Source organism: Enterobacter sp. 241F3 (assembly GCF_034106785.1).
Taxonomy (GTDB): domain Bacteria; phylum Pseudomonadota; class Gammaproteobacteria; order Enterobacterales; family Enterobacteriaceae; genus Enterobacter; species Enterobacter vonholyi.
On sequence record NZ_JAWNDD010000001.1, the window covers coordinates 1,087,991 to 1,109,121 of the forward strand.

At 58.2% G+C, this 21,131-nt stretch carries 20 protein-coding genes; 10 read left to right on the forward strand and 10 right to left on the reverse strand.

Going from position 1 to position 21,131, the window contains the following annotated elements; genetic code table 11:
• The first annotated feature begins 41 nt into the window (after positions 1-41).
• Positions 42-518 carry a kinase inhibitor gene (locus tag UR504_RS05130; protein ID WP_032674406.1) on the forward strand — a complete coding sequence of 159 codons (477 nt, stop codon included), beginning with the start codon at positions 42-44 and terminating at the stop codon, positions 516-518.
• An 85-nt stretch (positions 519-603) separates the two neighbouring features.
• On the opposite strand, the gene hutH is transcribed toward UR504_RS05130, so the two are convergent.
• The 5 genes from hutH to hutI all read right to left on the reverse strand — a co-directional run bounded on the left by hutH (position 604) and on the right by hutI (position 6,848).
• Positions 604-2,124 (reverse strand): histidine ammonia-lyase, encoded by a 1,521-nt coding sequence (gene hutH / locus UR504_RS05135; protein WP_032656312.1) that lies wholly within the window; start codon positions 2,122-2,124, stop codon positions 604-606.
• Positions 2,121-3,809 carry a urocanate hydratase gene (gene hutU / locus UR504_RS05140; RefSeq protein ID WP_302234548.1) on the reverse strand — a complete coding sequence of 563 codons (1,689 nt, stop codon included), beginning with the start codon at positions 3,807-3,809 and terminating at the stop codon, positions 2,121-2,123. The genes hutH and hutU overlap by 4 nt, the downstream gene beginning before the upstream one ends.
• A gap of 126 nt (positions 3,810-3,935) precedes the next feature.
• Positions 3,936-4,670: a histidine utilization repressor gene (locus UR504_RS05145; protein WP_302234546.1), complete on the reverse strand. Its 735-nt coding sequence runs from the start codon at positions 4,668-4,670 to the stop codon at positions 3,936-3,938.
• Between the two features lie 19 nt (positions 4,671-4,689).
• On the reverse strand, positions 4,690-5,628 hold the full coding sequence (gene hutG, locus UR504_RS05150; protein WP_320739410.1) for a formimidoylglutamase: 939 nt from the start codon (positions 5,626-5,628) through the stop codon (positions 4,690-4,692).
• Entirely contained in the window at positions 5,625-6,848 is a 1,224-nt protein-coding gene (gene hutI / locus UR504_RS05155; protein WP_320739412.1) for an imidazolonepropionase, read from the reverse strand. The genes hutG and hutI overlap by 4 nt, the downstream gene beginning before the upstream one ends.
• Positions 6,849-7,072: 224 nt before the next feature.
• On the opposite strand from hutI, the gene UR504_RS05160 reads away from it, so the two are divergent.
• The gene (locus UR504_RS05160; RefSeq protein ID WP_320739413.1) at positions 7,073-8,356 is read left to right on the forward strand and encodes a putative acyl-CoA thioester hydrolase; all 1,284 of its coding nucleotides are present in this window, start codon (positions 7,073-7,075) and stop codon (positions 8,354-8,356) included.
• 86 nt (positions 8,357-8,442) lie between these two features.
• Here the strand turns inward: UR504_RS05160 and pgl are convergent, their stop codons facing one another.
• The gene (pgl, locus tag UR504_RS05165) at positions 8,443-9,438 is read right to left on the reverse strand and encodes a 6-phosphogluconolactonase (RefSeq protein ID WP_320739414.1); all 996 of its coding nucleotides are present in this window, start codon (positions 9,436-9,438) and stop codon (positions 8,443-8,445) included.
• 140 nt (positions 9,439-9,578) lie between these two features.
• Between pgl and UR504_RS05170 the strand changes: the two genes are divergently transcribed.
• A complete protein-coding gene (locus UR504_RS05170) occupies positions 9,579-10,397 on the forward strand; it encodes a pyridoxal phosphatase (RefSeq protein ID WP_320739415.1) in 819 nt (272 codons plus the stop codon).
• Here the strand turns inward: UR504_RS05170 and modC are convergent, their stop codons facing one another.
• From modC to UR504_RS05190, 4 genes are all read right to left on the reverse strand, one after another.
• Positions 10,398-11,456 carry a molybdenum ABC transporter ATP-binding protein ModC gene (modC, locus tag UR504_RS05175; protein ID WP_032661184.1) on the reverse strand — a complete coding sequence of 353 codons (1,059 nt, stop codon included), beginning with the start codon at positions 11,454-11,456 and terminating at the stop codon, positions 10,398-10,400.
• A gap of 2 nt (positions 11,457-11,458) precedes the next feature.
• Positions 11,459-12,148, reverse strand: coding sequence for a molybdate ABC transporter permease subunit (modB, locus tag UR504_RS05180; protein ID WP_033144966.1), 690 nt, complete (start codon positions 12,146-12,148; stop codon positions 11,459-11,461).
• Complete coding sequence (modA, locus tag UR504_RS05185; protein WP_133294013.1) at positions 12,148-12,921, reverse strand: molybdate ABC transporter substrate-binding protein; 774 nt, start codon at positions 12,919-12,921, stop codon at positions 12,148-12,150. Before modA ends, modB begins: the two co-directional genes overlap by 1 nt.
• Before the next feature lie 178 nt (positions 12,922-13,099).
• Positions 13,100-13,249 (reverse strand): AcrZ family multidrug efflux pump-associated protein, encoded by a 150-nt coding sequence (locus UR504_RS05190; RefSeq protein ID WP_008501118.1) that lies wholly within the window; start codon positions 13,247-13,249, stop codon positions 13,100-13,102.
• A 127-nt stretch (positions 13,250-13,376) separates the two neighbouring features.
• Here UR504_RS05190 and modE point away from each other — a divergent pair, with 127 nt between their 5' ends.
• From modE to gpmA, 7 genes are all read left to right on the forward strand, one after another.
• Positions 13,377-14,165 carry a molybdenum-dependent transcriptional regulator gene (modE, locus tag UR504_RS05195; RefSeq protein ID WP_302234536.1) on the forward strand — a complete coding sequence of 263 codons (789 nt, stop codon included), beginning with the start codon at positions 13,377-13,379 and terminating at the stop codon, positions 14,163-14,165.
• A gap of 67 nt (positions 14,166-14,232) precedes the next feature.
• Positions 14,233-15,705 carry a molybdate ABC transporter ATP-binding protein ModF gene (gene modF, locus UR504_RS05200; RefSeq protein ID WP_302234535.1) on the forward strand — a complete coding sequence of 491 codons (1,473 nt, stop codon included), beginning with the start codon at positions 14,233-14,235 and terminating at the stop codon, positions 15,703-15,705.
• A gap of 201 nt (positions 15,706-15,906) precedes the next feature.
• Complete coding sequence (galE, locus tag UR504_RS05205) at positions 15,907-16,923, forward strand: UDP-glucose 4-epimerase GalE (protein ID WP_048026980.1); 1,017 nt, start codon at positions 15,907-15,909, stop codon at positions 16,921-16,923.
• 9 nt (positions 16,924-16,932) lie between these two features.
• Positions 16,933-17,979 carry a galactose-1-phosphate uridylyltransferase gene (gene galT / locus UR504_RS05210; RefSeq protein ID WP_111963799.1) on the forward strand — a complete coding sequence of 349 codons (1,047 nt, stop codon included), beginning with the start codon at positions 16,933-16,935 and terminating at the stop codon, positions 17,977-17,979.
• Positions 17,980-17,982: 3 nt separating this feature from the next.
• Positions 17,983-19,131, forward strand: coding sequence for a galactokinase (galK, locus tag UR504_RS05215; protein WP_111963798.1), 1,149 nt, complete (start codon positions 17,983-17,985; stop codon positions 19,129-19,131).
• Positions 19,125-20,165 carry a galactose-1-epimerase gene (gene galM / locus UR504_RS05220; protein ID WP_274242339.1) on the forward strand — a complete coding sequence of 347 codons (1,041 nt, stop codon included), beginning with the start codon at positions 19,125-19,127 and terminating at the stop codon, positions 20,163-20,165. The genes galK and galM overlap by 7 nt, the downstream gene beginning before the upstream one ends.
• Before the next feature lie 206 nt (positions 20,166-20,371).
• Entirely contained in the window at positions 20,372-21,124 is a 753-nt protein-coding gene (gene gpmA / locus UR504_RS05225) for a 2,3-diphosphoglycerate-dependent phosphoglycerate mutase (protein ID WP_023310804.1), read from the forward strand.
• Positions 21,125-21,131: the final 7 nt, after the last annotated feature.

Genomic DNA, 21,131 nt, shown 5'->3' on the forward strand with positions numbered 1-21,131 from the left:
CATTACACTTGCTGAACGAGCGATCAACAAGGGTAAACCGTATGAAAATCATCAGTAAAGATCTGCGCGACGGTGAAAAACTCCCGGAACGGCACGTTTTCAACGGCATGGGGTATCAGGGCGATAACATCTCCCCGCACCTGGCGTGGGACGAGGTTCCGGCAGGCACCAAAAGCTTTGTCGTGACCTGCTACGACCCGGACGCACCGACCGGCTCCGGCTGGTGGCACTGGATTGTGGCGAACCTGCCTGCCGACACGCGCGTGCTCCCGCAGGGTTCCGGTTCAGACCTGGTTGCCCTGCCTGAAGGTGCCATTCAGACGCGCACCGATTTTGGTAAAGCGGGCTACGGTGGCGCGGCGCCACCAAAAGGGGAAACCCACCGCTATATCTTCACGGTGCACGCGCTGGACGTGGAGAAGATTGACGTCGATGAAGGCGCGAGCGGCGCAATGGTCGGGTTTAACGTGCATTTCCATTCCCTGGGGAGCGCGTCGATTACGGCGATGTATTCCTGAAAAAAGCCGGGTGGCGGCTACGCCATACCCGGCCTGGATTTCGCATTCGTAGGCCCGGTAAGCGCAGCGCCACCGGGCAAAAAAATCACAGCACCGAAGGTAGCAGACCCACCAGCCGCCCTTCTTCCAGAAGCTGCATCGCCTTATCAATATCCGGGGCGAAGAAGCGGTCGTCATCGTAATGCGTGACGTGCTCGCGCAGCACCTGACGCGCCTGCTCAAGCAGCGGGCTGGATTTGAGCCCTTCACGCAGATCGATACCCTGACTCGCCGCCAGCCATTCCACCGCCAGCACGCCGCGGGTGTTGGAGGCCATTTCCCAGAGACGACGCCCGGCAGCCGGTGCCATCGAAACGTGATCTTCCTGATTCGCCGAGGTGGGCAGGCTGTCCACGCTGTGCGGATGCGACAGCGCCTTGTTCTCGCTTGCCAGCGCTGCGGCCGTCACCTGAGCAATCATAAAGCCCGAGTTGACCCCGCCGTTACGCACCAGGAACGGTGGCAGCTGGGACATGTGTTTATCCATCATCAGAGCGATGCGGCGCTCGGACAACGCGCCGACTTCGGCAATCGCCAGCGCGATGTTGTCCGCAGCCATTGCCACCGGCTCGGCGTGGAAGTTACCGCCTGAGACCACCTCGTTTTCCTGGGCGAACACCAGCGGGTTATCGGACACCGCGTTGGCCTCCACCAGCAGCACCTCCGCCGCCTGGCGCAGCTGCGTCAGGCACGCGCCCATCACCTGCGGCTGGCAGCGCAGGGAATAGGGATCCTGCACCTTTTCACAGTTGTGGTGTGAATCCGCGATCTCGCTGGTGTCGGTAAGCACGTGACGGTACATCGCGGCGGCATCGATCTGCCCGCGCTGACCGCGCACCTCGTGGATGCGGGCATCGAACGGGCGACGCGAGCCCAGCACCGCTTCGGTGGTCAGCGCACCGCACACCACCGCCGAGGCAAACAGATCTTCCGCTTCAAACAGGCCGCGCAGCGCGAAAGCTGTTGATGCCTGCGTGCCGTTCAGCAGCGCCAGCCCCTCTTTCGCCGCCAGCGTGATCGGCGTTAAGCCGGCTTTTTTCAGCGCCTCTTTCGCCGGAAGCCACTCGCCCTGCCAGCGCGCTTTGCCTTCACCCAGCAGCAGCAGCGACATGTGCGCCAGCGGCGCGAGATCGCCGGAGGCCCCGACGGAGCCCTTCGCCGGGATCCACGGATAGACCTCTGCATTAACCAGTGCCATCAGCGCCTGGATCACGCTCAGGCGAATGCCGGAGAAACCGCGCGCCAGGCTGTTGATTTTGAGTACCATCATCAGACGGACAATCTCATCGTCAAGCGGCTGGCCAACGCCCGCCGCGTGCGACAGCACCAGCGAACGCTGCAGGTTTTCCAGATCGTGCGTCGCGATGCGGGTCTGCGCCAGCAGCCCAAAGCCGGTATTAATCCCGTAAGCCGTGCGCCCTTCGGCAACGATGGCTTCAACGCAGGCCACGCTGTCGTTAATGGCGGCGTGGGCGCTTTCATCAAGCGAAAGGGTGACCGGCTGACGCCAGACGTTACGCAGCTGCTTGAGCGTCAGCGAGCCGGGAGTGAGTGTTAACGCGTTCATTCATGCTTTCCTTGTGTGGCAGGGATCATCGGCAGGTTAAGTCCCTGCTCTTTGGCACAGTCAATGGCAATCTCGTAACCCGCATCCGCGTGACGCATCACGCCGGTTGCCGGGTCGTTGTGCAGCACGCGAGCGATACGCGCGGCGGCTTCATCGGTACCGTCGCAGACGATGACCATCCCGGAATGCTGGGAGAAGCCCATTCCCACGCCGCCGCCGTGGTGCAGCGACACCCAGGTCGCGCCGCTGGCGGTGTTGAGCAGGGCGTTCAGCAATGGCCAGTCGGAGACCGCGTCCGAGCCGTCGCGCATGGCTTCGGTTTCGCGGTTCGGGCTGGCGACGGAGCCGGAGTCCAGGTGGTCGCGGCCGATGACGATCGGCGCGGAAACTTCACCGCTGCGCACCATTTCGTTAAAGGCGAGGCCCAGCTTTTGCCGCCACTCCAGCCCTACCCAGCAGATACGCGCCGGCAGGCCCTGGAAGTTAATGCGCTCGCGGGCCATGTCCAGCCAGTGGTGCAGGTGTTCGTCATCGGCGACGATCTCCTTCACTTTGGCGTCGGTCTTGTAGATGTCCTCCGGGTCGCCGGACAGGGCAACCCAGCGGAACGGACCGATACCGCGGCAGAACAGCGGGCGGATATAGGCCGGGACGAAGCCCGGGAAGTCGAAGGCGTTATTCACGCCCATCTCTTTCGCCATCTGGCGAATGTTGTTGCCGTAGTCAAAGGTCGGAATACCCATCTGGCTGAAGGCCAGCATGGCGGAGACGTGCTCGGCCATGGAGCGCTTCGCGGCAAGCACCGTGCCTTCCGGATCGGTTTCCGCTTTTTGCTGATAGGCTTCCCACGACCAGCCTTTTGGCAGGTAGCCGTGCAGCGGGTCATGGGCGCTGGTCTGGTCGGTGACCAGATCCGGACGCACGCCGCGGGCGACGAGTTCAGGAAGAATGTCCGCCGCGTTGCCGCACAGGGCAATCGACACCGCTTTGCCTTCGGACGCGTATTTTTTGATGCGCGCCAGCGCGTCATCGAGATTCTCGGCCTGTTCGTCGACGTAACGGGTGCGCAGACGGAAATCAATGCGGCTCTGCTGGCACTCAATATTCAGCGAACACGCACCGGCCAGCGTGGCGGCCAGCGGCTGCGCGCCGCCCATGCCGCCGAGACCTGCTGTGAGCACCCAGCGGCCTTTCAGCGAGCCGTTGTAGTGCTGGCGACCGGCTTCCACGAAAGTCTCGTAGGTGCCCTGCACGATCCCCTGGCTGCCGATGTAGATCCAGCTCCCGGCGGTCATCTGGCCATACATCGCCAGCCCTTTGGCGTCGAGTTCGTTGAAGTGCTCCCAGGTGGCCCAGTGCGGCACGAGGTTAGAGTTGGCGATCAGCACGCGCGGGGCGTTTTTATGCGTTTTAAACACGCCAACCGGCTTGCCGGACTGCACCAGCAGAGTTTCGTCGTGTTCGAGTTCGGTCAGTGCCTTAACAATGGCGTCATAGCATTCCCAGTTGCGCGCGGCGCGACCAATGCCGCCGTAGACCACCAGCTCGTGGGGGTTTTCCGCCACCTCAGGATCGAGGTTGTTCATCAACATGCGCAGCGGGGCTTCGGTGAGCCAGCTTTTGGCGGTAAGGGTGGTGCCGCGCGCGGCGCGGACGTCCTGCTGGCGGTATTTACCTGACGACATTGTGTGCTCCTATACGGGACAGATGATGCATTTAGATATACTTGTATAGACAAGCACACACAAGGCCAGATTTAACAAAAAAGATACAATTTTGTTATATTGCGTTAGCGATCACGCTTATAAAACTTATGACATAAAGTGGCCCTGCAGCCGGTAACGGTTCCCCGGGAAAAGCAGCCGGGCGTGTGACACGATGTGCGACGAGGACCAGGTTCGACGGCGGATCAGCAGGCACGGGTCGTGCTCTTTAATCCGCAGCCGCTCGCACTCCTGCGGCGTGGCGCGCACGGCTTCGACTATGTGCTCCCCTTCCGTCAGCGGTGCGACGAGCGAGAGATAGGCGTGCGGCGTGGTCTGGGTGTAATCCTGGTTCAGATAGTCCGGTATCCGTTCAGCGTTCACGCAGCGATCCTCAATCTGCACCGGAATGTCGTTTTCGAAATGCACCATCACCGAGTGGAAGATCCGGCAGCCTTCTTTAACATTCAGCTCTACCGCCTGCTCGGCGCTGGCCTGGGTCTCTTCGAGCACCAGTACCTCACAGCGGTGCTGATGATTACGCGCGGCAATTTCGTCCGCAATACTGCGGATTTCAAACAGGGCGGACTGCCCTTTCGGTTCCGCCACAAACGTCCCCACGCCCTGCAGGCGCACCAGAAGCCCTTCGTCAGTCAGCTCGCGCAGCGCCCGGTTGACGGTCATCCGGCTAAAGCCAAACTGCGCCACCAGATCGGCCTCCGAGGGAATGCGGTCGTGCGGCCGCCAGACGCCGGTGGCGATTTTTTCGCTGATCGCCTGCTTCACCTTTTCGTAGAAAGGCGCGGGAGGGCTCGACTGCGGCAGGGGTGAGCGTGAAAACATCGTGACTCCTTGAATAGTGTTATGCCCACCAGTGAGCAATTTGCCAGGCCAGACGGGCGGCAAGCTTTGCGCCCTGCCCGTCCCGATCGTACTGCGGGTTAAACTCTACCAGATCGGCGGCCTGGAGCTTACCGCTACGGCAGATTTGTTCGATAACCGGGAGAAGATCCAGCGCCGGTATGCCTAACGCAGCCGGTGCTGAAACGGCGGGCATTTCGCCAGCGGGCAGCACGTCCAGATCGATCGTCAGATAGATACGATCGGCCTGCGCCAGCACCTTTTCCAGCGCGGATAGCGCATCGCGCCTGAAATGGAGATCTTCCACCAGCGTGACGTTCAGGCGTTCGGCCTCATCCCACAGCGCCAGCGTGTTCGCCGCCCGGCTCACGCCAAAGCAGGCGTACTGAAATTCCCGCCCGCGCTCATCGCAGTAGTGCGCCAGCTGGCGAAACGGCGTGCCGGACGTCGCCCGGTCGGCCTTGCGCAGATCGAGATGGGCATCAAGATTGATAATGACAACCCGCTCGTCCGGGAAGGCGTCCAGCACGCCGCGACCGTGCGCCCACGCGGTTTCGTGTCCGCCGCCAAAGACCAGCGTACGCATCCCGGACCGCTGGCATGACGTGACGGCATCGCTTAACGCCTGCTGTGCCGCCTCAAGCTCGTCACCTTCAACGTAAACCGACCCCATATCCGCCAGCCGATCGTGTCCCTGATGGCTGGCCATATTCGCCAGCGCTTTTCGCAGTATATCCGGCGACTGCACGGCGCCGGGCCTGCCCTGATTGCGTTTTACGCCTGCATCACATTCAAAGCCTATCAGCGCAATGCCGGATGCCAGCGGCGTGAACGCTCCCTGCTGCTTTATCGTCTGGAAAATGCGCGTTGCGTTGCTGGCCTCGGCGCTGTCGTCGCGCCCCTGCCAGACCGTTTCGGCTACGGGCCGCCATAACCTCATACTGCCTCCCCACGGAAAATACGTTGATACAGCGGATTGCGTCCCGGCTCGTAGACCATCTCTACCGGATGATGAGCATCCCAGACGATAAAATCAGCGACAAACCCGGCCCGCAGCTGACCGTGGGTTGCACCACGGCCCAGCGCCTGCGCGGCATGGCGCGTGACGCCAGCCCAGGCTTCCTCGGGCGTCAGGCCAAACTGGACGCAGGCCATGTTCATCGCCAGGTGCAGGCTGGCAAACGGGCTGGTGCCGGGGTTATAGTCGGTGGCGACCGCCATCGGTACGCCTCGTTCTCTGAGCTGTTCCACCGGCGGACGCTGGCGCTCCTGCAGAAAATAGAACGCGCCGGGAAGCAGGACCGCCACCGTACCGCTTTGCGCCATCGCCTGAATGCCTGCCTCGTCGAGATATTCGATATGATCGGCGGAGAGTCCTTTATACCGGCTGACCAGCGCCGCACCGCCCTGATTTGAAAGCTGCTCAACATGCCCTTTCACCGGGATACCGAGCGCGGTTGCCGCCTTAAAGAGACGCTCGGTTTGCGACGGCGTAAAGCCGACGTTTTCGCAGAACACGTCTACTGCTTCGTATAACTCTTTTTGCCACAGCGTGGGCAATATCTGCTCACAGACCAGCGTGAGGTACGCGTCTGGATCCTGTCGGTATTCCGGCGGAACCGCATGCGCGGCGAGCAGCGTTGGGCTGATATCGATCGGATTATTGAGGTTCAGCTGGCGGGCAACCTGCAGCATCTTCTCTTCGGCCTCGGGGTTTAGACCGTATCCGGATTTGATTTCAACCGTAGTGACGCCTTCATTCATCAGACGCTGAAGCCGCTGCTGCGCCAGCTTAAGCAGGGTTTCGGGCGAGCCGCTGCGGGTCGCCGTCACGGTAGCGTTAATCCCGCCCCCCTGGGCGCTGATGGTTTGATAAGAGACGCCGTTAAGACGCTGCTCCCACTCCGCCGCGCGATCGCCGCCAAATACAAGGTGGGTATGGCAGTCAATCAGGCCAGGCGTGACCAGACGCCCCTGGAGATCGACGCAGTGACGGTGTCCGACCGGAATGTCAGATTCAGGGATCACGGCCAGGATAGTTTGACCCCGTACTACCAGGGCATGTTGCTCTTTCAGTCCATAGGGCGCAGATACGTCCGGCACCATCGTAGCCAGTCGCGCATTTCGCCATATCACATCGTCGGGATGAATCTGCTGCATGGGCATTCCACTTGTCATGGGTTGTATAGACATTTATTTGCATCCACCGTCTACTGTCAACCGCCTTGAAGGAAAATGTTAGTTATTTGTGATCACTTACTTGCCGCTCTCGGGCTAAAAATGGAACTTTTACCCTTTTTATCTTCCCGTTTCGCTCAACTTAGTATAAAAAAGCAGGCTATTTCGTCTGTCCCGTAAAGACTTGCATACCCAGGAGCTCTACCTTGAACATTTCCAGGATTTCCCGTCTGGCGTTAGCACTCGCCTTTGGCGTGACCTTATCCGCATGCAGTTCAACACCACCGGATCAGCGCCCTTCTGAGCAGGTTGCGCCCGGTACCGTCTCCCGCCCGATTTTGTCCGCTGATGAAGCGAAGAACTTCGACCGTGCACACTACTTCTCAGCGATGGATCCTAACGCTGCGCCGTGGACCCCGTCGTCTATTAATCTGCCGAAACAGCCTGACTTCGTGGTTGGCCCGGCGGGTGCGCAGGGCGTAACGCATACCTCAATTCAGGCTGCGGTTGATGCTGCCATCACTAAACACAGCGCGTCTCGCCAGCACATCGCGATCCTGCCTGGTGAATATGAAGGCACCGTGTATGTTCCGGCGGCCCCTGGCAGCATTACGCTTTACGGTCTGGGCGAAAAAGCGATTGACGTAAAAATTGGCCTGGCGATTGATTCCGAAATCGACAGCAACACCTGGCGTCACCTGGTGAACCCGGCCGGTAAATATATGCCGGGCAAACCGGCGTGGTACATGTTTGATAACTGCCAGAGCAAGCGTTCCGCCACCATTGGCGTAATGTGCTCGGCGGTATTCTGGTCTCAGAATAACGGTCTGCAGCTGCAGAACCTGACCATTCAGAATACCCTGGGTGACAGCGTTGACGCCGGTAACCACCAGGCCGTTGCGCTGCGCAGCGATGGCGATAAGGTACAGATTAACAACGTCAACATTCTGGGCCGTCAGAACACCTTCTTCGTGACCAACAGCGGCGTGCAGAACACGCTGCAGAATAACCGTCTGACCCGTACCCTTGTGACCAACAGCTACGTTGAAGGTGACGTGGACCTGGTGTCCGGTCGCGGCGCGGTGGTGTTTGATAATACCGATTTCCGCGTGGTGAACTCACGTACTCAGCAGGAAGGTTACGTGTTTGCTCCGGCAACCCAGTCGAACCTCTTCTTCGGCTTCCTGGCCGTGAACAGCCGCTTTAATGCTGCCGGTGACGGCGTGGCGCAGCTGGGACGCTCCCTGGACGTGGACTCAGCCACCAACGGTCAGGTTGTGATCCGCGACAGCGTGATCAACGAAGGCTTCAACATGGCGAAACCGTGGGCGGATGCCGCGATCTCCAAACGTCCATTCTCCGGCAACACCGGTGCGGTGGATGATAAAGGGAACGTGCAGCGCAACCTGAACGACGCTAACTTCAACCGCATGTGGGAGTACAACAACCGCGGTCTGGGTAGCAAAGTGGTTGCTGAGCCGAAGCAGTAAGCTGTTTTGCCGGGTGCGGCTTCGCCTTACCCGGCACACAGAGATAAAAAAACCTCGCATTCGCGAGGTTTTTTGTTTTCAGCCGCTTAGTGAGCGTTAACCACCACCCACATCGGCCCCTGGCCTACGGCGTAGCGCCCTTTCTCTTCCAGCAGCCCCTGCTCGCCTTTAATTTCGTACAGCGCGATATGGTGGGATTTCTGCCCCGCTGCAATCAGGTATTTGCCGCTGTGATCGATATTAAAGCCGCGCGGCTGGGTTTCCGTCGGCTGGAAGCCTTCAACCGCCAGCACGCTGCCATCTTCGGAAACGCTAAACACGGTAATCAGGCTGGAGGTACGGTCGCAGGCGTACAGATGGCGGCCATCTGGCGTAATGTGGATATCCGCCGCCCAGCGGGTGTCGGAGAAATCAGACGGCATCATGTCCAGCGTCTGCACGCACTCAATCTGACCGTTTGGATCTTTCAGTTCCCATACGTCCACTGAGCTGTTCAGTTCGTTGACCACGTAGGCATACTGCTGGTTCGGGTGGAAGACCATATGACGCGGACCAGCGCCTTCAACAGTCGTAACTTCAGCTGGATTCTGCGCCACCAGGTGACCATCGTCACTCAGGGTGAACAGGCAGATACGATCCTGCTTCAGCGCAGGTACCCACAGCGTGCGGTTATCCGGAGAGATATTCGCCGAGTGGCAGCCTTCCAGCCCTTCCACCACGTCCACGGTTTCGACCGGAATGCCATCCTCCAGACGCGTTACGCTGACGCAGCCCGCGTTATACGAGCCGCTGAAGACAAAGTTGCCTTTACGATCGGTCGAGATATGGGTTGGGCTGCCCGGCAACGGGGCTTCAGCAGTGTACGTCAGCGCGCCGTCTTCCGGAGAAATGCGATAGGCCAGCACGCGGAACTCCGGGCGCACACCCACGTACAAGAAACGTTTATCCGGGCTGATGACCATCGGCTGTACCTGGCCTGGCACATCAACAACCTGAACCAGCGTGAGTGTCCCTTCGGTATTTAAACGCCAGACGTGGATCTGCTGGCTTTCAGGACTGGCGGTATAAACGGTTTGTTTCATGAATATTCACTCCTCACTGCGCATGAAAGTAGTTAACTTTTGACGGTGAATGCTGAATTGTCGACAGGAATTTTGAAGCGTTCGCCTCTCGGTGTACCATCCCATCAAAACGTAAATTCAATATTAACCCGGGAAAACAGATGACCTCGCGTGTGATTGCTCTGGATTTAGACGGTACCTTACTGACGCCGCAAAAAACCCTTCTCCCCTCTTCTCTGGAAGCGCTTAAACGCGCGCAGGAAGCGGGATATCAACTCCTTATCGTAACGGGTCGACATCACGTTGCCATTCACCCTTTTTATCAGGCACTGGCGTTAGATACACCTGCAATTTGTTGTAATGGCACTTATTTGTATGATTATCAGGCAAAAAAGGTTTTAGAATCCGACCCGCTGCCGGTTCCCCAGGCGCTGCAACTGATTGATCTGCTGGATCAGCATGCCGTTCACGGCCTGATGTACGTGGATGACGCGATGGTCTACGAGCGCCCTACCGGCCACGTGGTGCGCACCAGCAACTGGGCGTTGTCCCTGCCTGAAGCGCAGCGTCCCGTCTTTACCCAGGTTTCCTCCCTGCGTCAGGCGGCCCAGGACGTTGAGGCTATCTGGAAATTCGCCCTGACGGATGAAGACACCACCAAGCTGAACGCCTTCGCGAAACACGTGGAACAGACGCTGGGTCTGGAGTGCGAATGGTCCTGGCACGATCAGGTGGATATTGCCCGCAAAGGCAACAGCAAAGGCAAACGCCTGACGCAGTATGTGGAATCAAAAGGCTGGTCGATGCAGGACGCGATCGCCTTCGGCGACAACTACAACGACATAAGCATGCTGGAAGCCGCCGGTATCGGCGTGGCGATGGGCAATGCCGACGACGCGGTAAAAGCGCACGCCAACGTGGTGATTGGCGACAACACCACCGACAGCATCGCGCAGTACATTTACACTCACCTGCTGTAATCAGGCGGTGATCGAGACGCTCTTAATTTGCGCGTAAAGCCACAGTCCGGGTTTGATCCCTAACTCATCCCTGGCCCACGGGCTGATGCGCGCCCAGAGCGTCCTGCTGCCGACCTCGAGCTTCACTTCCACCTGCCCGTTATCATCAAAACATTCCGCCACTTTGGCGCGCAGGATATTTCGAATACTGGTTTGCAGCGGGGGCTGCAGCACCAGCGAGACGTCCGACGCCTGGATGCGAATACGCAGCGCGGACTGTAACGGCTTGTCGATCTTATTGACCCACAGGTGCTGATCGCCCAGCGCCAGCGCCGTCATCGCGTAGTGCGGATGATGTTCCAGGACGCTTACTTTCAGAATGCTGCTCTGCTGTTCCCGGGGCAACCAGGGGTGCATCACGCTGCTGCCCCACACCTCTTCCAGGTTGCCGAAGGCCTTGACGCTGCCCTCTTCCAGCACCAGCACTTTGTCGGCCAGATGGAGGATCTCATCCAGCGAATGGCTGACGTAGAGCATCGGAATATTAATTTCCCGCGTCAGGCGCTGTAGATAAGGCAGAAGTTCGCGTTTACGCGGAATATCGAGCGAGGCCAGCGGTTCGTCGAGCAGCAGCAGTTCGGGGGCGGTCAGCAACGCGCGGCCAATGGCCACACGCTGTTTTTCTCCACCGGAGAGCGAGGAGGGCAGCCTGTCGAGCAATGGCTCAATGCCTAACAGCGTCACCAGCTTATCAAACTGCCCGGCCATGCTTTTCGCCATGCCGTAACGCAGGTTGCCGCGCACGCTGTAGTGCGGGAACAGGCGTGCATCCTGGAAAACATAGCCGATGCGGCGTTTATCCGGCGAGAGGTAAACCTTATTCTCCACGTCATTCAGGACGCGGTCATTCAGAACAATACGGCCAGACTGCGGGCGGGTCAGGCCGCTGATGGCATTAATCAGCGACGTTTTTCCCGCCCCCGACACGCCAAAGATGGCGGTGATTCCGCTTGCCGGCAGCGTTTCGTTAAGCGTCAGGGTATGGTTTCCCAGCGTCTGGGTAAAATGGAGTTCCAGCATGCTTATTTCCCCATCCGCTCGCGGCTGAGCCGCGCCAGCCATTCAGACACCATTAGCGACACCAGCGCCAGCACAATTGAAATGATACACAGCCGCGCCGCCGCGCCTTCACCGCCCGGCGTTTGAATCAGGGTATACATTGCCGACGGAATCGTCCGCGTCTCGCCGGGTATGTTCGACACAAAGGTGATCGTCGCGCCAAACTCGCCGAGCGAGCGGGCGAAGGCCAGCACCGTGCCGACAATAATGCCCGGCAGCGTCAGCGGAAGCGTGATGGTGAAAAAGACGCGCCAGCGCCCGGCGCCCAGCGTGCGGGCCGCCTGTTCAAGCTTCATGTCCACGCCTTCCAGCGCGAGACGTATCGCCCGCACCATCAGTGGGAATGACATCACCGCCGCAGCCAGTACCGCACCGCGCCAGCTAAAAGCGAACGTCAGCCCAAACCAGTCGTAGAGCTTCTCGCCGATAAAACCGCGTCGCCCCATCGAAATCAGCAGCAGGTAACCGACCACTACGGGTGGCAACACGAGCGGAAGATGAAGCACGCTGTCGAGCAGCGTTTTGCCGGGAAACTGACAGCGAACCAGTAGCCAGGCAAAGAAGATCCCAAAGGGCAAACTCAGCGCAACCGCCAGGGAAGAGACTTTAAGGCTCAGCAGGACAGCCTGCCATTCAGGATCGGTCAATATCATCAGTGAGTCGTAAATCCGTAACGTTTAAAGATAGCGGACGCTTCAGGCCCCTTCAGATAATCGCGGAAAGCCGTCACGGTCGCATTTTTATGTCCATCAACAATCGCAACAGGATATTCCACTTTCTTGTGGGAGTCTTCCGGGAACGTTGCCACCACTTTCACACCCTTACTGGCGACGGCATCAGAGCCATACACAATGCCCAGCGGGGCTTCGTTGCGTTCCACCAGCGCCAGCGCGCCGCGCACGTCTTCTGCCGGGGCCAGCTTCGGCGACAACGTCTCCCATGCGCCCAGCTTTTGCAGCGCTTCTTTGGCATAAATCCCGGCCGGAACGTGCGCCGGGTCGCCCACCGCCAGACGGCCACCGTTCAGCAGGCTCATCCAGTTGGTCTGTTTGTTGATAGTGATGTCCGCCTGCGCGCTGGCTTTTGGCGCCACGACAACCAGGCTATTCCCCAGCAGCGTTTCGCGGGTTGTCGCATCAATCGATTTCTTCTCCGCCGCGTAATCCATCCACTTCTGGTCAGCCGAGATGAACAGATCCGCCGGTGCGCCCGCTTCTATCTGGCGAGCCAGCGTCGAGGAAGAGGCAAAAGATGAGACCACCTCGACGTTTTTCTCTTTTTTATACGCCGCCGCAATATCCTGCAGCGCGTTAGTCAGCGACGCCGCCGCAAAGACCGTGATTTTACCCTCGTCCGCCAGCGCGTGTCCGGTAAGGGAAAGCGTCAATGTTGCCCCTGCGAAAAGGCGTACCCATGAACGTGCCATCTGTAACTCCTGTGAGTAGCGTTATATACACATTAATATAACGATAACGTCAGGGAGATCCCAGCGTTTAATCGTACCGCTGAATGGGTAAACCGGTGTGATGCGTTAAATTATATCGGCGAAAACGGGAAAATCTTGAGAGCAAAACGCCCGGACAAGCCGGGCGTTTTGAGGGGAATCAATGCTGCTTTTTAGCCTGGTCTCTGTGACCAATGTTCGAAAAGACGTTGAACACTTCACCCAGGCCGTAGATGGCACCGAGGATGATGGCCATCACTACTGGTACCATGATCACGGCGAATACCAGACTTTTCAACAACTCTAACATGGTTTTCTCCAGATATTGTGAATGACTCATTCTACCCTGAATAGTGAGAAAAACATCCCCTTTTGTGCGGTACCCTTTGCGCCCTGCACCATTTGGGTCACAATACTCTTTTTGCCAGGACACTGTTATGCAGGCCGAAATTCTCCTCACTCTACGACTTCAGCAAAAGCTTTTCGCCGATCCGCGACGTATCGCCCTGCTTAAACAAATAGAACAAACAGGCTCGATTAGCCAGGGGGCGAAAAACGCGGGAATCAGCTATAAAAGCGCCTGGGACGCCATCAACGAGATGAACACCCTGAGCGAACACCCGCTGGTGGACAGAGCCACGGGTGGCAAAGGCGGCGGTGGTGCGATCGTGACGCGTTATGGCCAGCGCCTTATTCAGCTTTACGATCTGCTGGCGCAGATCCAGCAAAAAGCGTTTGATGTGTTGAGCGATGACGATAACGTTCCGCTGGACAGTCTGCTGGCCGCCATTTCCCGCTTCTCGCTTCAAACCAGCGCCCGCAACCAGTGGTTTGGTACGGTGACGGCGCGCGACAATCTGCAGATACAGCAGCATATTGAGATCCTGCTTGCCGATGGCACCACCCGTCTGAAGGCCGCCATAACGGCGCAAAGCGCGGAACGTCTTGAACTGGATGAAGGTAAAGAGGTGCTGGTGCTGCTGAAGGCGCCGTGGGTCACTATCACGCGCGATCCCGACGCGGCAATCGGAGCAGATAACCAGCTGCAGGGCACCATCAGCCTCATCAAACGCGGTGAAGCGCAGTGCGAAGTGCTGATGACCCTGGCAGATGGGCAGCCGCTTTGCGCGACCATACCGCTCAGCGAGTCGGACGACTTAGAAGAAGGTGCTGCCGTCACCGCGTATTTCAACGCGGACCGGGTGATTATCGCCACTTTGTGCTGAGCGCATTGACAATCGTACCGACAGTGCGTATCCCTGATATCTGGTGCTGCAAAAACAGGGATAAACCATGTCATCATTGCATATTTCGCAAGGCACGTTTCGTCTTAGCGATACCCGAACGCTGACAATTGCTGATTTGACGCTACGCGCGGGTGAAAGCTGGGCGTTTGTCGGCACAAACGGCAGCGGTAAATCCGCGCTGGCCCGCGCGCTGGCCGGAGAGCTCAACCTCCTCAAGGGCGAATACCAGAGCGACTTTACGCGCCTGACGCGCCTGTCGTTTGAACAACTGCAAAAGCTGGTCAGCGACGAGTGGCAGCGCAACAACACCGATTTGCTCAGCCCAGGCGAAGACGATACCGGCCGTACGACCGCGGAAATTATTCAGGATGAAGTGAAGGATCCCGCCCGCTGCCGGCGCCTGGCAGAACAGTTCGGTATCACCCCTCTGCTGAACCGGCGCTTTAAATACCTTTCGACCGGAGAGACGCGAAAAACGCTGCTTTGTCAGGCGCTGATGAGCGAGCCCGAGCTGCTTATTCTGGACGAACCGTTCGACGGTCTTGACGTGCAGTCCCGGGCGCAGCTGGCGTCACTGCTGGCGTCGCTTAATCAGCAGGGATATACCCTCGTGCTGGTGCTTAACCGCTTCGATGAAATTCCGGACTTTATCCAGCACGCGGGCGTCCTGGCCGACTGTAACCTGACCGAGACCGGAGAAAAAACAGCGCTGCTCAAGCAGGCGCTGATTGCCCAGCTCGCGCACAGTGAACAACTCGACGGAATTACCCTTCCGGAACCTGACGCCCCTTCGGCCCGCCATGCGCTCGATCCCCACCAGCCGCGCATCGTGCTGCGGGATGGCGTGGTCTCTTATGACGATCGCCCGATCCTTAATCGCCTCAGCTGGACGGTCAATCCGGGCGAGCACTGGCAGATTGTCGGCCCCAACGGCGCGGGAAAATCGACGCTGCTGAGCCTGATCACCGGCGATCATCCGCAGGGCTACAGCAACGACCTCACGCTGTTTGGTCGGCGTCGCGGCAGCGGAGAAACCATCTGGGATATCAAAAAGCATATCGGCTACGTCAGCAGCAGCCTGCATCTGGATTACCGGGTCAGTACCACGGTACGCAACGTGATCCTTTCCGGATATTTTGATTCCATCGGTATTTATCAGGCGGTGTCGGACAAACAACATAAGCTCGCCCAGCAGTGGCTGGACATTCTGGGCATGGATAACCGGGTGGCTGACGCGCCGTTTCATAGTCTTTCGTGGGGGCAGCAGCGTCTGGCCCTGATCGTTCGCGCGCTGGTGAAACACCCTACGCTGCTGATCCTCGACGAACCGCTGCAGGGACTCGACCCGTTGAACCGCCAGCTTATCCGCCGCTTTGTGGACGTGCTGATTAGCGAAGGTGAAACGCAGCTGCTTTTCGTTTCACATCATGCCGAAGATGCCCCCGCCTGCATCACGCATCGCCTGGAGTTTGTTCCGGACGGTGAGGGTTATCGCTACCTTCTCAGCAACGTTGATTAACCGTGGAGGGCTCTGCCCTCCTCTTTTTCAGATAACTTGCATCAATACATCGCTATCTCTTTGATCTAGAATGCTCTCAGTCATGAAAAAAGTGAGTGTGAAAACGAGTGTAAACGATTCCACTATTTTATCCCATGTCACACTTTTCGCGTCTCTGTTATGCTATGGTTATTACATACCATAAGCCCAATGGAGCGAAATATGCGAGTTCTGGTAACAGGTGGTAGCGGTTACATAGGTAGTCATACCTGCGTGCAACTGCTGCAAAACGGCCATGACGTCATCATTCTCGACAACCTGTGCAACAGTAAGCGCAGCGTGCTGCCTGTGATTGAACGTCTTGGCGGTAAACAACCGACTTTTGTGGAAGGCGACATCCGCAACGAAGCGCTGATGACCGAGATCCTTCACGACCACGCCATAGAAGCGGTGATCCACTTCGCGGGTCTGAAAGCGGTCGGTGAATCCGTTGCGAAGCCGCTCGAGTATTACGACAACAACGTCAACGGCACTCTGCGTCTCATCTCCGCCATGCGTGCGGCGAACGTCAAAAACTTCATCTTTAGCTCCTCCGCCACCGTCTACGGCGATCAGCCGAAAATTCCTTACGTTGAAAGCTTCCCGACCGGTACCCCGCAAAGCCCGTACGGCAAAAGCAAGCTGATGGTGGAGCAGATCCTGACCGACCTGCAAAAAGCCCAGCCGGAGTGGAGCATCGCGCTGCTGCGCTACTTCAACCCGGTCGGTGCGCATCCGTCTGGCGATATGGGCGAAGATCCGCAGGGTATCCCAAACAATCTGATGCCGTATATCGCCCAGGTTGCCGTTGGCCGTCGCGACTCGCTGGCGATTTTTGGCAATGACTATCCGACCGAAGACGGCACCGGCGTGCGTGACTACATCCACGTAATGGATCTGGCCGACGGTCACGTTGCGGCCATGCAGCAGCTGGCTGACAAACCGGGCGTGCATATTTACAACCTCGGCGCCGGAGTCGGCAGCAGCGTGCTGGACGTGGTTAACGCCTTCAGCAAAGCCTGCGGCAAGCCGGTGAACTACCACTTCGCCCCGCGTCGCGAGGGCGATCTGCCTGCTTACTGGGCCGATGCCACCAAAGCCGACAAAGAGCTTAACTGGCGTGTAACGCGCACGCTTGATGAAATGGCACAGGATACCTGGCACTGGCAGTCACGCCACCCGCAAGGCTATCCGGACTAAGGATCCGTCATGACGCAATTTAATCCCGTCGATCATCCGCATCGTCGTTTTAACCCGTTGAGCGGGCAATGGATTTTAGTTTCTCCGCATCGCGCTAAGCGCCCCTGGCAGGGGGCGCAGGAGACGCCTGCAAAACAGACCCTGCCGCAGCACGACCCGGACTGCTTCCTCTGTCCAGGCAACACGCGCGTCACCGGGGATAAAAACCCGGACTACAAAGGCACCTTCGTGTTCACCAACGATTTTGCCGCCCTGATGACCGACACGCCGGACGCGCCTGAAAGCCACGATCCGCTGATGCGCTGCGAAAGCGCGCGCGGAACCAGCCGCGTGATCTGCTTCTCGCCCGATCACAGCAAGACGCTGCCGGAGCTGAGCGTGGACGCGCTGAAAGAGGTCGTCAGCACCTGGCAGGCGCAAACCGCAGAGCTGGGGCAGAGCTATCCGTGGGTGCAGGTGTTCGAAAACAAAGGCGCGGCCATGGGCTGCTCGAACCCCCATCCGCACGGCCAGGTCTGGGCGAACAGCTTCCTGCCTAACGAAGCCGAGCGTGAAGACCGTCTGCAGAAAGCGTATTACGCGGAAAACGGCTCGCCGATGCTGGTGGATTACGCGCAGCGTGAACAGGCCGACGGCAGCCGTACCGTGGTGGAAACCGAACACTGGCTGGCCGTCGTGCCTTACTGGGCCGCGTGGCCGTTTGAGACGCTGCTGCTGCCGAAAGCACATGTTCTGCGTATTACCGATCTCAGCGACGCGCAGCGCGACGACCTTGCCCTGGCGCTGAAAAAGCTGACCAGCCGTTACGACAATCTGTTCCAGTGCTCCTTCCCGTACTCCATGGGCTGGCACGGCGCGCCGTTCAACGGGGAAGAGAATCAGCACTGGCAATTGCATGCCCATTTCTATCCGCCGCTGCTGCGCTCTGCGACGGTACGTAAATTTATGGTGGGCTACGAAATGCTGGCAGAAACCCAGCGTGACCTGACGGCGGAACAGGCGGCAGAACGTCTGCGTGCCGTTAGCGACGTCCACTATCGCGAATCAGGAGTCTAAAAAATGAGTCTGAAAGATAAAACACAATCCCTGTTTGCTGAGAAATTTGGCTACCCTGCCACCCACGTTATCCAGGCGCCAGGCCGCGTTAACCTGATCGGTGAACACACCGACTATAACGACGGTTTCGTGCTGCCGTGCGCCATCGATTACCAGACCGTTATTAGCTGTGCGAAACGCGACGACCGTAAAGTCCGCGTGATTGCGGCTGATTACGGTAATGAGACGGACGAATTTTCCCTCGATGCCCCAATTGTGACACACGACAGCCAGCAGTGGTCTAACTACGTGCGCGGCGTCGTGAAACACCTTCAGAAGCGTAACAAGAACTTCGGCGGTGCGGATTTAGTCATCAGCGGCAACGTGCCGCAGGGTGCGGGCTTAAGCTCCTCTGCGTCTCTGGAAGTTGCCGTCGGCACCGTATTCCAGCAGCTTTACCATCTGCCGCTGGATGGCGCGCAAATCGCCCTGAATGGTCAGGAAGCAGAAAACCAGTTCGTGGGCTGTAACTGCGGCATTATGGACCAGCTGATTTCCGCGCTCGGGAAAAAAGAGCATGCACTGTTAATTGATTGCCGTTCGCTGGGAACCAAAGCCGTTCCCCTGCCAAAAGGCGCGGCCGTGGTGATCGTTAACAGCAACTTTAAGCGCACGCTGGTGGGCAGCGAATACAACACCCGCCGCCAACAGTGCGAAACCGGCGCCCGTTTCTTCCAGCAGCCAGCCCTGCGCGACGTGACGCTCAATGAATTTAACAAAGTGGCGCACGAGCTGGATCCGGTTGTCGCCAAACGCGTTCGTCACGTGCTGACGGAAAATGCCCGTACGGTTGAAGCCGCGTCCGCGCTGGCGAAAGGTGACCTGAAACGCATGGGTGAGCTGATGGCGGAATCGCATGCCTCCATGCGCGATGATTTTGAAATCACCGTTCCGCAGATCGACACCCTGGTGGAAATCATCAAAGCGACCATTGGCGACAAAGGCGGCGTGCGCATGACGGGCGGCGGTTTTGGCGGCTGTATCGTTGCGCTGGTGCCAGAAGAGTTGGTCCCTGCCATACAGGATGCCGTGGCGAAGCAGTACGAAGCCAAAACAGGCATCAAAGAAACCTTCTATGTTTGTAAAGCATCACAAGGAGCCGGACAGTGCTAAACGAAACACCTACACTCGCACCGGATGGTCTGCCGTATCGCCTGTTAACCCTGCGCAACAGCGCGGGGATGGTCGTTACGCTGATGGACTGGGGTGCTACCCTTCTTTCTGCCCGCGTACCGATGCCGGACGGCAGCGTGCGCGAGACCCTGCTCGGCTGCGCCTCGCCCGAGCAGTACGTCAATCAGTCCGCCTATCTGGGCGCGTCCGTTGGGCGATATGCTAACCGCATCGCGAAAAGCCGTTTTGAACTCAACGGCGAGCAGTACACCCTGCTTCCAAGCCAGGGTGAGAACCAGCTGCACGGCGGGCCGGACGGGTTTGATAAACGCCGCTGGAAGATTGTTCGTCAAAACGACGGTGAAGTGCTGTTCTCACTGGATTCGCCTGATGGCGATCAGGGCTTCCCGGGGAACCTTACCGCGTCCGCGCGCTTTACGCTGACCGATGACAACCGTATCGCCATTGAATACCGTGCGAAGGTCGACAGGCCGTGTCCGGTCAACCTGACCAATCACGCGTACTTTAATCTGGATGGTAGCCAGTGCGACGTGCGTGAGCACAAGCTACAGATCCTGGCGGATGCGTATCTGCCGGTTGACGAGATGGGCATTCCATATCAGGGCCTCAAAGACGTGAGCGGCACCAGCTTTGACTTCCGCCGCGCGAAAACGATCGCCCAGGATTTCCTGAGCGATGACGATCAGCGCAAGGTGAAAGGTTACGACCACGCGTTCCTGCTGCAGGCTAAAGGTGATGTGAAACAACCTGCCGCACAGGTCTGGTCTGCGGATGAGAAGCTGCAGATGACGGTTTATACCACTGCCCCAGCCCTGCAGTTTTACTCAGGCAACTACCTCGGCGGCACGACGGCGCGCGAACACGATGAGTACAGCGACTGGCAAGGACTGGCGCTGGAGAGCGAGTTCCTGCCGGACAGCCCAAACCATCCGGAATGGCCGCAGCCAGACTGCGTGCTGCGCCCAGGTGAAGAGTACGTGAGCGTGACGGAATACCATTTTATTCCACATTAATATTCAGCCCTCCCTCCGGAGGGCTTTTTTCTGCACGCCTTGCTGAAAATAGCGCCGATCGCAGACAAAATCATAACCCTGGATTCACAAGCATCTTACACTCAGAGACTATTTTCGCTATGGTTAGGGTTAAGCGTTGCTGCTGGCACGGCCACGGCAATATAATGAGAATTGTTATCATTCTAAAAATGCTTGAGGAGTAAGAGATGGCTATTACTAAGCTGGTCCTGGTGCGTCACGGCGAAAGCCAGTGGAACAACGAAAACCGCTTTACCGGTTGGTACGACGTTGATCTGTCCGAGAAAGGCGTAAGCGAAGCAAAAGCAGCAGGTAAACTGCTGAAGGAAGAAGGCTTCAGCTTTGATTTTGCTTACACCTCTGTGCTGAAACGTGCCATCCACACCCTGTGGAACGTGCTGGACGAACTGGATCAGGCCTGGCTGCCGGTTGAGAAGTCCTGGAAACTGAACGAACGTCACTACGGTGCGCTGCAGGGCCTGAACAAAGCGGAAACCGCTGAGAAATATGGCGACGAGCAGGTTAAACAGTGGCGTCGCGGCTTCGCAATCACCCCGCCAGAGCTGACCAAAGATGACGAGCGCTACCCGGGACACGACCCGCGTTACGCGAAGCTGACCGACGCTGAGCTGCCAACCACCGAGAGCCTGGCGCTGACCATCGACCGCGTTGTGCCTTACTGGAACGAAACCATTCTGCCACGCCTGAAAAGCGGCGAGCGCGTGATCATCGCGGCTCACGGTAACTCTCTGCGTGCGCTGGTGAAATACCTGGACAACATGGGTGAAGACGAAATCCTCGAACTGAACATCCCAACCGGCGTACCGCTGGTGTATGAGTTCGACGAAAACTTCAAGCCAATCAAACACTACTATCTGGGTAACGCAGAAGAGATCGCGGCGAAAGCAGCGGCAGTTGCGAACCAGGGTAAAGCGAAGTAATTTCGCC

Excerpts from the sequence above, each read along its gene's own strand:
- UR504_RS05130 (WP_032674406.1), top strand. The coding sequence starts at position 42 with ATGAAAATCATCAGTAAAGATCTGCGCGACGGTGAAAAACTCCCGGAA.
- hutH (WP_032656312.1), bottom strand. The coding sequence starts at position 2,124 with ATGAACGCGTTAACACTCACTCCCGGCTCGCTGACGCTCAAGCAGCTG.
- hutU (WP_302234548.1), bottom strand. The coding sequence starts at position 3,809 with ATGTCGTCAGGTAAATACCGCCAGCAGGACGTCCGCGCCGCGCGCGGC.
- UR504_RS05145 (WP_302234546.1), bottom strand. The coding sequence starts at position 4,670 with ATGTTTTCACGCTCACCCCTGCCGCAGTCGAGCCCTCCCGCGCCTTTC.
- hutG (WP_320739410.1), bottom strand. The coding sequence starts at position 5,628 with ATGAGGTTATGGCGGCCCGTAGCCGAAACGGTCTGGCAGGGGCGCGAC.
- hutI (WP_320739412.1), bottom strand. The coding sequence starts at position 6,848 with ATGCAGCAGATTCATCCCGACGATGTGATATGGCGAAATGCGCGACTG.
- pgl (WP_320739414.1), bottom strand. The coding sequence starts at position 9,438 with ATGAAACAAACCGTTTATACCGCCAGTCCTGAAAGCCAGCAGATCCAC.
- UR504_RS05170 (WP_320739415.1), top strand. The coding sequence starts at position 9,579 with ATGACCTCGCGTGTGATTGCTCTGGATTTAGACGGTACCTTACTGACG.
- modC (WP_032661184.1), bottom strand. The coding sequence starts at position 11,456 with ATGCTGGAACTCCATTTTACCCAGACGCTGGGAAACCATACCCTGACG.
- modB (WP_033144966.1), bottom strand. The coding sequence starts at position 12,148 with ATGATATTGACCGATCCTGAATGGCAGGCTGTCCTGCTGAGCCTTAAA.
- modA (WP_133294013.1), bottom strand. The coding sequence starts at position 12,921 with ATGGCACGTTCATGGGTACGCCTTTTCGCAGGGGCAACATTGACGCTT.
- UR504_RS05190 (WP_008501118.1), bottom strand. The coding sequence starts at position 13,249 with ATGTTAGAGTTGTTGAAAAGTCTGGTATTCGCCGTGATCATGGTACCA.
- modE (WP_302234536.1), top strand. The coding sequence starts at position 13,377 with ATGCAGGCCGAAATTCTCCTCACTCTACGACTTCAGCAAAAGCTTTTC.
- modF (WP_302234535.1), top strand. The coding sequence starts at position 14,233 with ATGTCATCATTGCATATTTCGCAAGGCACGTTTCGTCTTAGCGATACC.
- galE (WP_048026980.1), top strand. The coding sequence starts at position 15,907 with ATGCGAGTTCTGGTAACAGGTGGTAGCGGTTACATAGGTAGTCATACC.
- galT (WP_111963799.1), top strand. The coding sequence starts at position 16,933 with ATGACGCAATTTAATCCCGTCGATCATCCGCATCGTCGTTTTAACCCG.
- galK (WP_111963798.1), top strand. The coding sequence starts at position 17,983 with ATGAGTCTGAAAGATAAAACACAATCCCTGTTTGCTGAGAAATTTGGC.
- gpmA (WP_023310804.1), top strand. The coding sequence starts at position 20,372 with ATGGCTATTACTAAGCTGGTCCTGGTGCGTCACGGCGAAAGCCAGTGG.